Consider the following 14,561-nt stretch of genomic DNA (forward strand, 5'->3'; position numbering starts at 1 on the left):
GCTCTCCCATTCACCGCGTCGTACTTCCGAGCATGCTTAAGCAAAACTCACGTTAAATAGGAACTTTGTGCGGTTTTTGACGTGAAAAACAAAAAATAGTCTTACAAATTGTGGAAAACATTAAATGATGTTGTAGCAAAATGGCGATCGCCGACCCATAAACTGCCCTAAATCTATTGCAGTGAACTGCGTGGTGGGAGCTCTAGGTATTTCATTATTAATGGGGTTTAATCTAAGGTTTTACCGTCGGGTAAAATTGTATTGTTTAAATAGATTTTGTAGTCATAGTCATCTAAATTGAACCCTATGGCACCGCGAAGATTGGCATTGTCTAGATTGGTTTCTTTAAATGTGACATCCGTGACATCGGCATCGGTTAAATTTGCCCAGCTCAAATCTAAATAGTTGAAATTTAAACCACACAGCTTAGCGCGGGTTAGGTTTGCACCACTCAAATCTCCCTCAAAATTTATCCCGGTTAGATCCAGATTTTCTAGGTTCGCACCGTTACAGTTCATCCGATAGGTATCGGCATTTTTGAGCTGGGCTCCCCGAAGATTTGCCATGGTGAAATTCGCATTTTTTAGGGTGGCGGCTTCGAGGTTTGCGTTGGAGAAATTACTCCCGGTAACATTCGCTTCGCTGAGGTCAGCTTGGGTTAAGTTTGCGTTTTCAAAATTTGTTTCTAGGCAAGTGGCTCGGATCTGCGATCGCCGTAAATTGGCACCACTGAAATTGGCATCGGACAAATCACATTTATCTAGGTTTGCATGTTCTAAATTTGCGCCACTAAAATTGATATTCGTCAACTGAAGTTTTGATAAATCCTGCTTCTGTAAATCCTGTTGACTGAGATCCTCACCCGCAGCAATCAACAATGCACCTGTTGGCTGAAAATCTTCTGGAAAAATTGTTTTCGCACTATAAATTGCCCCCGTTAAATCAGCACCGGTGAGATCTGTATCTCGGAAATTTGTATCAATTAAGTTGGCGCGTTGTAGGTTAACTTCTGAAAAATTCCAACCTTGACAATTGACCCCCCGCAAGTTGACCCCGACAAACTGTGCCCGCCGTAAATTTGCCTGTTTAAATTCGGGAGGGCGGGTTAAATCTAAATTACTAAAATCAGCCCCTTCTAAATTCGCGCCTAAAAAACTGGTGCGACTGTTAAACAAAATTCCCTGAAGTTTTGCTTTGGCGAGATTTGCTTGTTCAAAGTTTGCCCGTTCAAGGGAGGTATATTCAAGGTTTGCTGCGGTTAGATCACAACTTTTAAAACTACTGTCCCGCAGATCGGAGTTTTGGAGTTGGCTATTTTGGAGGTTGCTTGTGTCAAAGACGCAATCCCGCAAGTTTTGCTGGGCAAGTTGGAGCTGCATTAACTGGAAGCCAATGAAATAGTGTTGGCGATTTTCGATGCGGGTAATGATCTCTTCGGCGGTTAATTCGGCTTGGGGGGCGGGGACGGGAGGCTGTGATGCTGTGGCTAATTCTTCTGGGCTTTCTGTGTCGAGGATGGGTGTGCGGCCTAGGGGAGGAGATGTTGGCTGGGTAATTTCGGGTAAAACTTCGGCCAATTCATCGGGTCGTTCTGGGGAGGCGATCGCCTCCGTGTCTGGGTCTGGTGTTAATGATTCTTTTTGTGTTTTAAAATCTGGTGTTGGTTCTGCTGGCGATCTGTCTTGGGGAGCGTCCTTTGCTTCAAGGGTGAGATCTGCCGCTGGTAAATCTGTGGTTTCTTGGTCTAACATCTCTTGGGCGGCTGATTCTAAGGTTTGTTGGATAGCTGCCGCTGGCTCGACGGCGGGAGGCTCAAGTAAATTCTCGGCGATCGCTGACCCTCTGTCGGTATCCAATATTTCGTCATAGTCTGGGCTAAGGAGGTTGTCGTAATTATCCATCTCAACGGCGACTTCTAATTCAAGATGATCTAGATTTAAATCCAGATTTAAATCCGGCTCGCCCACACTAGAGGCGATCGCCAAATCATCGAGACTCCCATGGTCAAGATCATCTAGCTGCTGCTCGTCTGACTCACTAGCAACGCCTAAATCCGCATCAGATAATTCTGAATTCTCTAAAGAGAAATCAAACCCACGAACATCATTGGCGATCGCCGCAGCCTCAAAACCAGTATTTTCAAGACTTTCCGGCATCTCAACAGAAGGTTCTCCCGCAGCGAAAGACTCACTAGGAAGCTGTAGATCATCTAAACTATTACCTAGAGCAAGCCCATCTAAGTGAGTGTCCGTGAGATCATCAACATCAAGATCAGACAAATCCGCCAAGTCAAGGGCATTCATGGCCACAGGATCTAACTCCACATCCTCCAGATCAAAAAATTGGGAGGCTTGCTCCGCATCCAGAGCATCCGACTCAGTTAGCCGCACCATGGTGTCATTAAGCTTCCCGATTTGCCCATTGCCTAAACCAGCGCCAGAATCAAACCCTTCTATTTCTAAATCACCAAAATCCTTTGAGCCCTGTTCGGAACTCCCAAGGCCGCTACCTAGGTCATCGTCAAGATTTCCGAGACTATATAAATCTAATTGCTCAAGTTCATCGAGGCTAATATTTTCTAAATCAAGATTATCAAGATCAAGATTGCCCTCTAAGAGGCGATCGCCAAGTTCACCATCGAGGGACGACCCCCCAAGCTCTAAATCATCAAAACCTTGGCCAGCCCCCATATCCATCGTATCGAGGAGCATGGATAGATCAGGGGCAATATCATTATCAAAAACGTCCTCCAGCTCAGAATCATTATCAAGCAAAGGCATGACCAACACATCTGGGTCAATCCCATCCCCAGACATCATTGACCCTTGGGAACTGTGGCGAGGGGAAGCCTTTTTTGCCGCAATCGGACTGTCGATATGCTCACCAAACCGTGCCAAATGATCAAGGGTTGTTTGAATAGACTGAAGTTGTGCCAGTTCCGGTCGATTTTGAAACGAAGCAGCGAGGGTGTCTACCTGTTTTTTCAGGGAGAGGAGGCTATTTTTTAAAAGATTTTGGCGGGCTTCAATTTTCTCTAGTCGCGACAAAATTGCTGTAATTTTTGTTTGGGTAACCGTCATCTCAACTCTATCCCATGGGTAGCACTACATCTCATTCTCTTCACATCTTAGCCAGTAAGTTCAGAAATATATTCAGATGTCTCTATTGCACTAGGCAAGGCTAAATTTTCTTAACGTTTTACCACGCTTAAAAAGTGGTTAAACCTACCATAGAAAAGCCCAAGCGACGATCACAACAGGCCGGCATTTAAAAAATTATGACTACTGCATCCACAAGCGATCGCCACCTCCCCTACGGGGGATTAACAACCGAAGAAGTGCTTGCCAGCCGTACTAGTAATGGCGAAAATGTTTTAACACCACCCCAGCGAGATCCCTGGTGGAAACTCTTTTTAGAAAAATTTGAAGACCCAGTTATTCGTATTTTGATGATTGCGGCAGCCGTTGCCTTAGCGGTGGGTTTATTACAGGGGGAATTTGCAGAGGGGTTAGGCATTATTATTGCCATCCTACTGTCAACCACGGTTGCGTTTTTTAATGAATTTAAAGCGAATCAAGAATTTGCTCTCCTAAATCATGTATACGACCAAGTCAATATCAAGGTCATTCGCAACGGACAATATGTCAATTTACCGCGCCAAGAATTAGTTGTCGGCGATATCATCTACATTGAGCAGGGGCACGAAGTGCCAGCGGATGCTGAGGTGATCGATAGTGTTTCTCTCTATGTTGACCAGGCAAAATTAACTGGGGAGTCGGAGCCGTCCTATAAATCCCACAGTAAAGACCGTTTCCAGCCGGATGAAGAAAGTACTTATCCATTTAATCGGGTCTATCGCAGCACAATTGTGACCCAAGGTCATGGTTTTTGTCGGGTGCTCGCGGTGGGCGATCGCACGGAAATTGGGAAATTAGCCCAGGCGGTGGCGACCGTCGAAGATGATAAAAATACACCCCTAAATCGCCAGTTGGAAGAACTCAGTCAGGCGATCGGTGTCGCGGGTTTATTGGTGGCAGTGCTCACTTTTATTGCCCTATTAATTCGCGGTCTAGTCACTGAAGAATTATTGCTTACCTCCCGGCAAGGTTATATGGTGGGCATCATTTTAGTGACGGTGATGATCGTCTTAATTCCGGTCTGGTTACCTGTACTAGACGATGGCCGCCAGTTATTGAAAAAAAACAATTATTTACCGCGGTTTTTAGATTTAGAGCCGCCTGCCATGGCAGAAAATTGGCTTTTAATATTGGCTGGTGGCGCTGTTTTTTTTGCGACGGCGATTAAGCTGGGGGATTTCCTCGGTTGGGTTCCTGCGACCTTTGGGGAATGGTTGCCGTCGGAGGTGGGTCTGGCGCTGCTAAATTATTTTATGGTGGCGGTCACGATTATTGTGGTGGCGGTGCCCGAGGGTCTGGCCATGAGTGTCACCCTTTCCCTTGCCTATAGTATGCGACGGATGACAGCGGAAAATAATCTCGTACGTCGGATGCATGCCTGTGAAACCATTGGGGCAACAACGGTCATTTGTTCGGATAAAACGGGCACTTTGACTTGTAATCAGATGCTGGTTCAGGATGTGGTTGTGCCGGGTTTAATGGGTGAAACGACTGAGCAGTATGATCAGGTAATGGATATTCTCGCGGAGGCGATCGCCGCCAATAGTACGGCTGATTTAGAATATTCTGGCGACGGCTTATCGGAAGTGATTGGGAATGCGACAGAGGGAGCGCTTTTACTCTGGTTAGATGACCGCAAGCTTAACTATTTAAACTATCGCTATGGGTTTGACCTCACATCCCAAGGAGCATTTTCAGCAGAAAAAAAGTACATGACCAGTTTGGGGCGATCGCCAATCCTTGGCGAAGAAGTTCTGTATCTCAAAGGTGCGCCCGAAGTCGTGTTACAACGGTGTGACTATCAGCTCACCCCCACGGGCATCAAACCCCTGACAGAACGGGCAAACATTATCCGTAAGCTCCAAGATTATCAACAGCGGGGGATGCGCACCCTCGGATTTGCCTATCGTCCCCTCGCAGATTTGAGGGATTTTAAAATTACGGAGCTAGAACAACACCTCGTGTGGCTGGGCTTTTTTGCCATTGTCGATCCCCTCCGGGAGGATGTGCCCCAAGCCATTCAAGACTGTATGAATGCTGGTATTCAAGTAAAAATTGTCACAGGCGATAGTCCCCAAACAGCCAAAGAAATTGGCCGCCAGATCGGCCTTCTAACCGAAGAGAGCGATCCCCGCCACCCCCAACATTTAACGGGGCCTCAGTTTGCTGCCCTCGACGATAAGGCTGCCTTTGAAGCGGTAAAGTCCCTCCGCATTTTGTCCCGTGCCTGTCCCCTCGATAAATTACGGCTTGTACAACTTTTACAACGGACTGGCGCTGTGGTCGGTGTAACGGGTGATGGCACCAATGATGCGGCGGCTTTAAAACAAGCAGAAGTGGGTTTAGCCATGGGCAGTGGTACGGCGATCGCCAAGGAAGCTAGCGACATTATTTTGCTCAACGACTCCTTTAGTAGCATCGTCAATGCCGTTTTGTGGGGGCGATCCCTCTACGAAAATATCCAGAAATTTTTACTGTTTCAGTTAACCATTAACGTTGTTGCCTTGGGGACTGCCCTCCTTGGGCCTTTTATCGGCATTGAGCTACCCCTGACAGTGACACAAATGCTGTGGGTGAACTTGATTATGGATACCTTTGCCGCCCTTGCTCTGGCCACCGAACCCCCCAACCCAGAAGTGCTCAAGCGATCGCCCCGTCGTGCGGACGCATTTATTATCAACTCGGCCATGGCGACCCAAATCATCGCTTTAGGACTGACTTTCTTGGTTTTGATGATCCTTCTGCTGAAATACGATATGCGTGATGGCAGCATTGATATCTACGAATTGTCTGTATTTTTTGCGATTTTTGTCTTTTTACAACTGTGGAATTTATTTAATGCCCGCTGCTTTGGCCTCTCCATTTCTGCCTTTACAGGACTCCTAAAAAATCCGGCCTTTGGGGCGATCGTCGCCATTATTTTTATTGGCCAGATCGTGATGGTGCAATGGGGGAGTAGCGCCTTTAGAACAGTGCCTTTAACTTGGCAACATTGGCTCTGGATTATTGTCGGGACATCGCCGGTATTATGGCTAGGAGAAGTGTGGCGCAAATTGGTTCCGCGCCAAGTAAAATCCTCTAAAAGCTGACTTTCCCCCGCCCTATGTAACGTCAGTTATGGATAAGAATGTAGCCAAAATTCTTTAGAGAAAAAGAGACACGGAGAGGGAAAGACACGGGGAAGCAACGAAAATTTGCATTTTTTGAAAGCGAGGATTGTTTGCATAGAAACATCTCCCGATCTCTCGCTTTCCCATTCACCGCGTCCTATTTCCGAACATGCTTAAGCAAAACTCACGTTATGTAGCTAAAGGTACAACTGCAAAGCAGCTGCCTTAGGAGCGCTTAATGGGGCAATTTAATGGGGCTGTTTCATGGGGCAATTTAAAATGAAGGTGGCATTTCCCTTGGCCATGGGACATAATTTCGGAGTTGTAAAACATCTTTACAGCGAAAGCCTTTTATCATAGTCAATAATTTGTTTGATATGGCCAAGGCGAGCAAGATTAGTACACCAATTTTGGGGTGCAAAAGTCGGGGATTTTTCAACAGGTTTCGTTTACCTCGCTAAAATTTTACAACTCCCCAATTTTTTAGTCCTACAACTTATTGACTTTGACTATAGAAGTTTGAATCTTTTGTATCCCCATACCCGTTATCAAACTGTAGCCCCTGTCAAATCTCTACTTCGACAACAATGACAATAATGTTTTCTTCTCATTTCAAAGGTTTTGCAGCTAGTTGGCTCAGCTTGGGGGCGATCGCCACATTGACCAACACAGTATTGATCAACACAGTACAAGCCCAGCCGACAACCCAAACTTTAGCCATACTGACAGAATCAAATTTTGATGCCCCCCCAGACGATAAGAATCCCGGTTTACAGGGCGGAGCTGGCGGTGCTTCTCGCTCTTCATCGAGTTGTGACTACGCTGTTCTAATCCCAGACCATGGCTATAGCTCCACGAAGGAGTCCCATCCGACAATTTGGCTTTATGTACATCCCGCAAACCCGGAGCAAGAATTATTTGTACAGGCAAGTTTGTATTTATCGCCCCTTGATCCTGAACCCAATGCTGACATTGCGGATACGGTAGAGCCGATTGTGGCAGAGACCGAAACCGATGATGGATATTTATCTCGATTCATTGACGCGTTACTCCTAGATACCGCTGCCTATGGGTATGAGTTTCCCGTCACCATGGTTCGCGATAGATTATCAAATAAAAATCTTATTAGCTTACAAATCCCCCAACACACTGGAGGTTTGTCCCATTTCAAGACCTATTTGGCAACCATTGAATTGGGTTGTGGTGTTTCTACAGAATTACTCGACCAAGATTTGGAGCGAATGAGTATTGATGTGACTAAAGCTGTTAGCCGGACAAAAACTTTGCTGATTAGTCGAGATGCAACGATTGTGTCCTCTCCATCATCTGTGGTGTCGAGGAGCTGGCTAGATACAGTGGATGGCATCGCTCGTTTAGCCCAAAGAACAGAAACTCCAGCTGATGCAACCACTGCGACATTGCTTAATGACTGGGATACTCTACTCACAAAAACGGCTAATGAGTTGCAAGCTCGATAATAACGACATCGCCCTAAAAATAAGCTGATGTAAATGGGTTTTTGTGATACCCCGGAAAAGGGGTGCTTGCTGGCAAGATGAACGCCTGCCGAATCGAGCAAGCATTGATCGGTGATTTCCGAGAACTGAGCCAATCCTTGCGCTCTCGTAGAGCAAAGTTCCACGCCTTACGGCAAACCGTTAAAGTGCGCTCAATTTCTGCAACCTGCTCGGCAGTTGGCTCTAGCTTGAATTCCCATGTCACATTAAGCATGTCTACAGGATAAAAAAACTGTGTAAACTGCTCACTTTGTTCACGCTTCGCTACACCACCAAGCAAGCTTTTACCTATGGTCGGAGTACTGCGAAGTTTTTCTGATAGAAGATTTTTAGGTTTTTACGATTCAAGTAAAGCTTTTTTTACCGCTGCAAGGGCTTGGCGATCGCTGAGCATCCAAGGATGAAACGCCACAGGCAGCTTCACCTCATGGCCAATTGGCAGGCGCGTACTATCCGCTGGCAAGATCATCAGATCAAAAGGTGTCCACATCCATGTCACCTGAATGTTTTCGAGACAGGACTCCACATCACCATTGAGATCATTCAAAAAATCGCTGTTCGGGCGCATCTGCTTGATCCCCGGAAACGGCAAACTATAGGCCGTCAGCGTGCCATTATTCGGGGCAGAAATACTGATGTAGCGTTCAACTCGTTCGTGGCCGCCCATCCGCTGGAGATAATAGCGCGTGACGAGACCCCCCATACTAAAGCCGATTAAGTCGATATTGGACGAGCCGCTCAGATTTTTGTCGATAAAAACCTGTAGTTGCCGGGCAAGATTTGGTAGGGACTGCCGCCCATCATTGGGTACAAGATCAAGGGCATAAACAGACCACCCTTGGGCTTTGAGATACCGCGCCATGGACTTAAAAATATACTGGCGATCTAAAAAACCATGTACCAGTACGACCGGATTTGTAGGGTTCACCACACCATGCTCCATTGAAAAAATCCCATTGCATTCATTACAATTTTATTAAGCATCTCTACAGGTTTTTGTAATGCCCCAACTCAGTTTAGCCGAAATTTCTCAGCAACTTGATAGTGCTAATTCCCGCGATCGCATGATTGCTTTAGCAAATTTGCGAAATGTTGAGGCGGAGGTGGCAATGCCTTTGATCAAGAAAGTGCTCGATGACGAGGTACTGCAAATTCGCTCTATGGCCGTTTTTGCCCTAGGTGTGAAGCAGACTGATGAATCCTTTGATTTATTAATTAATTTGTTGGAAACGGACAATGACTATGGCATTCGCGCTGATGCGGCGGGAGCGCTGGGATATTTAGAGGATGAACGGGCATTGCAACCATTGCTACGGGCTTTTTACGAAGATACGTCTTGGCTTGTGCAGTTTAGTGCGGCGGTTTCTCTGGGCAATCTCGGTAAGCCTGAGGCAAAGGATGCTCTCTTGCAAGCCCTTGACAGTAAAGAGGTTGTCATTCAGCAAGCGGCGATCGCCGCCCTCGGAGAAATTGGTGCAGTTGATGCGGTAGATAAGCTTTTAGCCTTTGCATCGTCTGACAACTGGCTGATCAAGCAGCGTTTAGCGGAGGCGCTCGGTCGCCTACCCTGTGAGCAAAGTTTGTCGGCACTCAAGTTCTTGGCAAAGGATGACCATCCGCAAATTCGGGAGGCTGCAGAATATGGCCTCAAGCAGCTTGAAGCCTCTGAATAATGTCTGGGCGGAAGCTCCTACTGACATCCTTTCGCCCTTGGCTAGACCATCAGCAAAGTAATGCGTCTGATGATTTATTAGCGTTAGTTGAGGACTGGCATATTCCCAATGTTGAGCTTGTTTTCTTGCGCCATCTCCCTGTTGATACACCGTTAGCCAGCGGCAAGGTTATTGCGGCGATCGCCACCCACCAACCCGACCTGATTATTTGCTGCGGCATGGCAGAATCCCGTCAAGTATTAACTTTAGAATCCCAAGCCTTTTACGATCAGAAACACTTTCAAACCCAGCTTAATTTAAAGAAACTCACTCAAAATCTTTTACAAACAAAAGTTAGTCATGATGCCGGAAAATTTGTTTGTGAAGGATTATATTTTCATGTTTTAGACTATCTCCAGAAAAAACAGTTAACAACTCAAGTGACTTTTGCCCATGTCCCATGTCTAACGCAGAGTAATCAAAATATTATTCTCAAAGATTTTCAAAACATAATTGAATATTTAGGGCAAAATTTACCAGACTATATAAACTAAGCTTGCTAGAGAAATCAGAAAAACACCATTATGAGTGCGACAAAACTAAAACGACTAAAAAGAATTAAAACCCTAAGCAAGCTTCTCGATAATGCAGTTTCAATCCCCGGAACCAAGCAAAAAATTGGACTCGACCCAATCATTGGTTTATTTCCGGCTGTCGGGGATTACATAACCCTTATTGTTTCAGGTTATATCGTATTTGAAGCCGCCAGTCTCGGCGCAAAACAAGAAACCCTCGTTAAGATGGCCACGAATATCCTAGTAGATAGTTTGGCTGGCTCTGTCCCTATTGCGGGTGATCTATTTGATGTGGCATGGAAGGCAAATCAAAAAAATATTGAACTCCTTGAACAGGATGTACCGCAATTCAGAGAAGATGCCATAGCATCAGAGCTTACAGAAATAAATGCAGAAAAAATTGACTGGAAACCAATCATTTTCATCTTTGGTACAGTGATTTTTATTATCGCGATTAGCTCTATTTTCTTCCTTTGGATATTTAAGTTATTGTTAGCCTTTTTGTTTGGGGGATAAAAACTTTTAAATCGAAATTTGAGTGATGGCAATATTCCCCGAAAAACAAATGTCTACATCTGTATTAGATTGTCGTGGTCGATCAACATAACTACCGGAATACTGGTAGGTGAAATCGACTTTTTTATAGGTGACTGGCATGGGGGCTGTGCTTCGTTGACAGTAGATTATTGTGGGAGTGTTTTCGGATACAAGGTGGGGTAAGTTTACATTCCAAAAATGATTTTTCTTAAGCTCTTTTTGGGATAATTCGTTAAAAATTTTTGTTGTCCAATGGGTCACTAAGTCCCAATCAATTTCTAGGGGTTGCCGAATAAAATGGGAAAAGGCGATCGCCCGTTTACCGAGAATGGTTGCTTCCCGTACTGCCGCGACCGTACCAGAAGTGTATATATCAACCCCAAGATTTCCCCCAGCATTGACCCCCGATAAAACCCAGTCCACATCTTGGGCAAATTCGGCTAAACCTAATCTCGCACAATCGGCTGGCGTACCGTCAACGGCATAGGCTTTTTCTGAACGTTGCTCCACCGTAATCGGCGATCGCACCGTAAAGCGGTGGCCACATTCCGACATCTGATACTTTGGTGCCACAATCGTCTTCTGGCCGGCGATCGCCCGATCTAGAGCCGCGATGCCCGGTGCATCGATGCCATCATCATTCGTTAAAAGAAATTTCACTAAAACTTACGATCCTAAATACGCTTCAAGAACTTGATCATTATTTTGAATTTCCGTGGGCGTGCCATCCGCCAAATTTGTACCTTCCGCTAAAACCCAAACATGATGACACAGCGTCATAATCACATCCATATTGTGCTCGATTACCAAAAACGAAATCCCTTCACTATTCCAACGCACAATGTGCTCACAAATTTGATTAATAAGAGTGGGATTGACCCCCGCAGCAGGCTCATCCAGCAAAATTAATTTGGGGTCACTCATCATCGCCCGCGCAATTTCCAGCAATTTCCGTTGACCACCGGACAAAGCCCCCGCATAATCCTGCGCCTTTTCCGCCAAACCAACAGACTCTAAAATTGTCATCGCCTTATCGCGATTTGCCCTTTCCTGCTGCCGAATATTGCCGGGCTGAAACCAAACCTTCAAGAGATTTTCACCAGTCTGCTGTTGTGCCGCGAGGAGCATATTTTCCATGACAGATAATCGCGATAATACCCGTGCCACCTGAAAAGTACGGACAAACCCCTTAAGGGCAATTTCGTGGGATGGCAAATGTTGGATTTCCTGACCATTAAAAATAACCTTGCCTTGATCCGGCTGGATAAAATTTGACAATAAATTAAATAGTGTCGTTTTACCCGCGCCATTGGGGCCGATTAACCCGGTAATATTTCCCTGGGGCACATCAATAGATGCGTTTTGAACCGCGCGAATTCCCCCGAAACTTTTATGAAGTCCGGAAGCTTGGAGCAGCAGAGAAGAATCACTCATAATGGCACAGGAATGGAGTCGCCCTATATCCTACCGAGCAACGGGGTGCAATGCTAGGGCGTAACGGGAGTTTCCTCGGCGAATTGTGGCTCTTCGCTCAGGGTTCCCACACGATTAAACGGCCAGAAACGAACAAAGGCTTTGCCGACTAATTTTTCGCGGGGGACAAAGCCCCAATAGTGGGAGTCATAGCTATTGTTGCGGTTGTCTCCTAAAACGAGGTAATGATCGTCAGGAATGGCAACGGGGCCATAGTCGTAATCGGGCGTTTCGTAGATGTATCCTTCTTCTAATTCTTGGCCGTTCACGTAGACTCGGCCGTTGTTAACTTCGACGGTATCGCCGGGAATACCGATGACGCGTTTGATAAAGGCATCTTTGTAGTTTTGCTGCTCAAGGATTTCTGTCGGCTGGAAAACAACGACATCGCCACGTTTAGGATCCTTAAAGCGATAGCTGATTTTTTCGATAATAAGGCGATCTTGTACTTCCAATGTCGGTAACATCGACTCGGAGGGGATATAGCGAGCCTCGGCAACAAATGTGCGAATTCCAATGGCTAGAATACCGGCTGTCACAAGGGTCTTAATGGTTTCCACCCAAGGGTTTTCTTGGGGTTGTTCGTCTTTGACGTCGCCCTGTAGCGGCTCTTTGTTGGGGTCTAGGTTGGGATTTTCTGTCATATGGTTCGGCGATCGCCTTATGGAATTCAGTTACAAAGCGTGAAAGACTGATGATCTCGAAAAGGCCCACTATTTTAGCGAACCGATAGCCTTCTTCTCTACTTGCTCATATTGTATGCCCTCTAATTATGGATTGGGCATTTGCTGTTTATTCTGTCCGCTCAGGCTTATTCCCCCTCAATCGGGAAATATATAGTTACGGAGTCAAAATCTCCACGGGATACGAGGGCAATGAATAAGTCTTCCAAAATCATTGACGAGACAAGTGTTTTCTTGTTGCCAAATCAAGAAAGTTGCCTAGCATCAGCAAAATTTTCAAATTTTAGATTGACGACACCATTTTCCATTGCTATACTGGTTTTCGGTTTTGATTCGGCTCGGTAGCTCAGTTGGTTAGAGCAGGGGACTCATAAGCCCAAGGTCGGCAGTTCAAATCTGCCTCGAGCCATAGTCACAGAAAACATTTCAGGGACTCTCAGAAGTAGAAAGATCACTATTTTTCTATTCCTTTCACTGCTAATTATTGGCATGGCGGAAGGATGTGAATGGGGTCAGTCTGTACCTTGGGCTGTATTTTACGATTTCACCAAGGTCTTAGAAGAGGGGTCTTCAATGTCCGACACATAATAATTGGAGACGATTTCACCCATTGCCTTTCGGAGAAAGCCCATGCGCCGTCGTAACAAGATTCTCCAAATCCTTAACGATCCGACAAAGAATTTTCTGGCATTTTTCTTTTTCACTGTTATCTTGCTCAATATTTTGTCTAATGGTGTTTCCAATTTTTTCTGGGAAAACCTTAGCCCCATCCTTCAGCAATATTTCAAGATCGAACATCCCACTGTTTTTCAGCTCTTGGCTTTAAGTACGTTGCTGGGTATAACGTTATTGATTATTTACTTCACAAGTTTTGCTGGCTGGATACGCCAAAAACTAGCAGGAAGCGGTCTGCTCGGTAGCGTCGAACCCGAAAGGGTTTACGTTCAGGAGTTAACCGAATGCTATCGGGGCTTAGTTGTGATTATGAGTCCAAAGGAAGATTCCCCCGCTGAAATCGCGATTCGTCACCACTGGAATAATGGTAGTTTTCCTCGTTTAGAGCATTGCTGGATTATTTGCACAGAAGAGTCTGTCCCCTTTGCGCGCCGTCTCGAACAGAAACTGGTGCAAGAAGGGATCAGCGAACATCTGATGTTTTATTACGGTGATTTTGTTTTACCAAACCAAGAACGCTCACTCAACGTAAATATGGCGGAGATGCATAACCCGGACTACATCCTGAATTTAGTGAACGGTATTTACGTCCATGCTGAGTTCCTTGGACTGAGTGAAGAGGAACTTATCATTGACTTTACCGGTGGTACGAAACCCCTTGGTGTGGGAGCCTTTTTAGCTTGTGTCAATCCTGAGTGCCATGCGGAGTATATCGCCCAGCAGGGTGAATCTCGGACTTCTACAATCCTTGAAATCACTGTTGCCTATCGCATCAAGGCGGTTCGTTAGAAAGATTTGACAGGTATCAGTGAACAGGTATCAGTGAACAGGTATCAGTGAACAGGTATCAGTGAACAGGTATCAGACATCTCAGGAAGGGGTTTTAACAGGTCACGGAACAACCTAAAAAGCTCAAGTCCCCCTTCCAAAGGGGGATTTAGGGGGATCTACGTTTCGACACGAATAAAAAAGGTGATGCTGTTTTTGCTTGGGGAAGTTTTTTGTATTAGGAAGATGTTTCAACAGGTATCAGTGAACAGATATTAGACATTAGTCATTGAGCAAAATCCTTCCCTAGGGAAGGTGCTGAAGGCGATAAGGGTTCCAACAATTCATAAAGTTTGTTCATTAAATTGCCTCCCTTTGAAAGCTATCCATTACGCAAAAGTCGCTGTAAAGGTTTAAAGAAGGAGCTTTGAAGC

The 14,561-nt window shown here is 45.6% G+C and carries 12 protein-coding genes and 1 tRNA gene; 7 read left to right on the forward strand and 6 right to left on the reverse strand.

Features of this window, described 5'->3' with window-relative positions; genetic code table 11:
- Positions 1-227: 227 nt before the first annotated feature.
- Complete coding sequence (locus NIES208_RS17375; RefSeq protein WP_075894252.1) at positions 228-3,080, reverse strand: pentapeptide repeat-containing protein; 2,853 nt, start codon at positions 3,078-3,080, stop codon at positions 228-230.
- Positions 3,081-3,277: 197 nt separating this feature from the next.
- Between NIES208_RS17375 and NIES208_RS17380 the strand changes: the two genes are divergently transcribed.
- Together NIES208_RS17380 and NIES208_RS17385 are read left to right on the forward strand one after the other, a co-directional pair.
- Positions 3,278-6,226 carry a calcium-translocating P-type ATPase, PMCA-type gene (locus NIES208_RS17380; RefSeq protein WP_075894253.1) on the forward strand — a complete coding sequence of 983 codons (2,949 nt, stop codon included), beginning with the start codon at positions 3,278-3,280 and terminating at the stop codon, positions 6,224-6,226.
- A gap of 617 nt (positions 6,227-6,843) precedes the next feature.
- Positions 6,844-7,725: a hypothetical protein gene (locus tag NIES208_RS17385; protein ID WP_075894254.1), complete on the forward strand. Its 882-nt coding sequence runs from the start codon at positions 6,844-6,846 to the stop codon at positions 7,723-7,725.
- Positions 7,726-7,738: 13 nt separating this feature from the next.
- Here the strand turns inward: NIES208_RS17385 and NIES208_RS17390 are convergent, their stop codons facing one another.
- Complete coding sequence (locus tag NIES208_RS17390) at positions 7,739-7,978, reverse strand: helix-turn-helix domain-containing protein (RefSeq protein WP_216349430.1); 240 nt, start codon at positions 7,976-7,978, stop codon at positions 7,739-7,741.
- 123 nt (positions 7,979-8,101) lie between these two features.
- Positions 8,102-8,707: an esterase/lipase family protein gene (locus tag NIES208_RS17395; protein WP_075894255.1), complete on the reverse strand. Its 606-nt coding sequence runs from the start codon at positions 8,705-8,707 to the stop codon at positions 8,102-8,104.
- A 58-nt stretch (positions 8,708-8,765) separates the two neighbouring features.
- On the opposite strand from NIES208_RS17395, the gene NIES208_RS17400 reads away from it, so the two are divergent.
- Genes NIES208_RS17400 through NIES208_RS17410 form a run of 3 tightly spaced genes read left to right on the forward strand, consistent with a single transcriptional unit; the run spans position 8,766 to position 10,507 of the window.
- Positions 8,766-9,437 (forward strand): HEAT repeat domain-containing protein, encoded by a 672-nt coding sequence (locus NIES208_RS17400; RefSeq protein WP_075894256.1) that lies wholly within the window; start codon positions 8,766-8,768, stop codon positions 9,435-9,437.
- A complete protein-coding gene (locus NIES208_RS17405) occupies positions 9,437-9,970 on the forward strand; it encodes a pyroglutamyl-peptidase I family protein (protein WP_075894257.1) in 534 nt (177 codons plus the stop codon). The genes NIES208_RS17400 and NIES208_RS17405 overlap by 1 nt, the downstream gene beginning before the upstream one ends.
- 30 nt (positions 9,971-10,000) lie before the next feature.
- Positions 10,001-10,507, forward strand: coding sequence for a DUF4112 domain-containing protein (locus NIES208_RS17410; protein ID WP_075894258.1), 507 nt, complete (start codon positions 10,001-10,003; stop codon positions 10,505-10,507).
- A 6-nt stretch (positions 10,508-10,513) separates the two neighbouring features.
- Here NIES208_RS17410 and surE read toward each other — a convergent pair whose 3' ends face one another.
- From surE to lepB, 3 genes are all read right to left on the reverse strand, one after another.
- Positions 10,514-11,188, reverse strand: coding sequence for a 5'/3'-nucleotidase SurE (gene surE, locus NIES208_RS17415; RefSeq protein WP_075894259.1), 675 nt, complete (start codon positions 11,186-11,188; stop codon positions 10,514-10,516).
- Between the two features lie 6 nt (positions 11,189-11,194).
- Entirely contained in the window at positions 11,195-11,947 is a 753-nt protein-coding gene (locus NIES208_RS17420) for an ABC transporter ATP-binding protein (protein WP_171971802.1), read from the reverse strand.
- Between the two features lie 68 nt (positions 11,948-12,015).
- A complete protein-coding gene (gene lepB / locus NIES208_RS17425) occupies positions 12,016-12,645 on the reverse strand; it encodes a signal peptidase I (RefSeq protein ID WP_075894261.1) in 630 nt (209 codons plus the stop codon).
- 374 nt (positions 12,646-13,019) lie between these two features.
- On the opposite strand from lepB, the gene NIES208_RS17430 reads away from it, so the two are divergent.
- Together NIES208_RS17430 and NIES208_RS17435 are read left to right on the forward strand one after the other, a co-directional pair.
- A tRNA-Met gene (locus tag NIES208_RS17430) sits at positions 13,020-13,093 on the forward strand.
- A gap of 221 nt (positions 13,094-13,314) precedes the next feature.
- A complete protein-coding gene (locus NIES208_RS17435) occupies positions 13,315-14,148 on the forward strand; it encodes a hypothetical protein (RefSeq protein ID WP_075894262.1) in 834 nt (277 codons plus the stop codon).
- Positions 14,149-14,561 lie beyond the last annotated feature (413 nt).

The organism is [Limnothrix rosea] IAM M-220, from assembly GCF_001904615.1.
Classification (GTDB): domain Bacteria; phylum Cyanobacteriota; class Cyanobacteriia; order Cyanobacteriales; family MRBY01; genus MRBY01.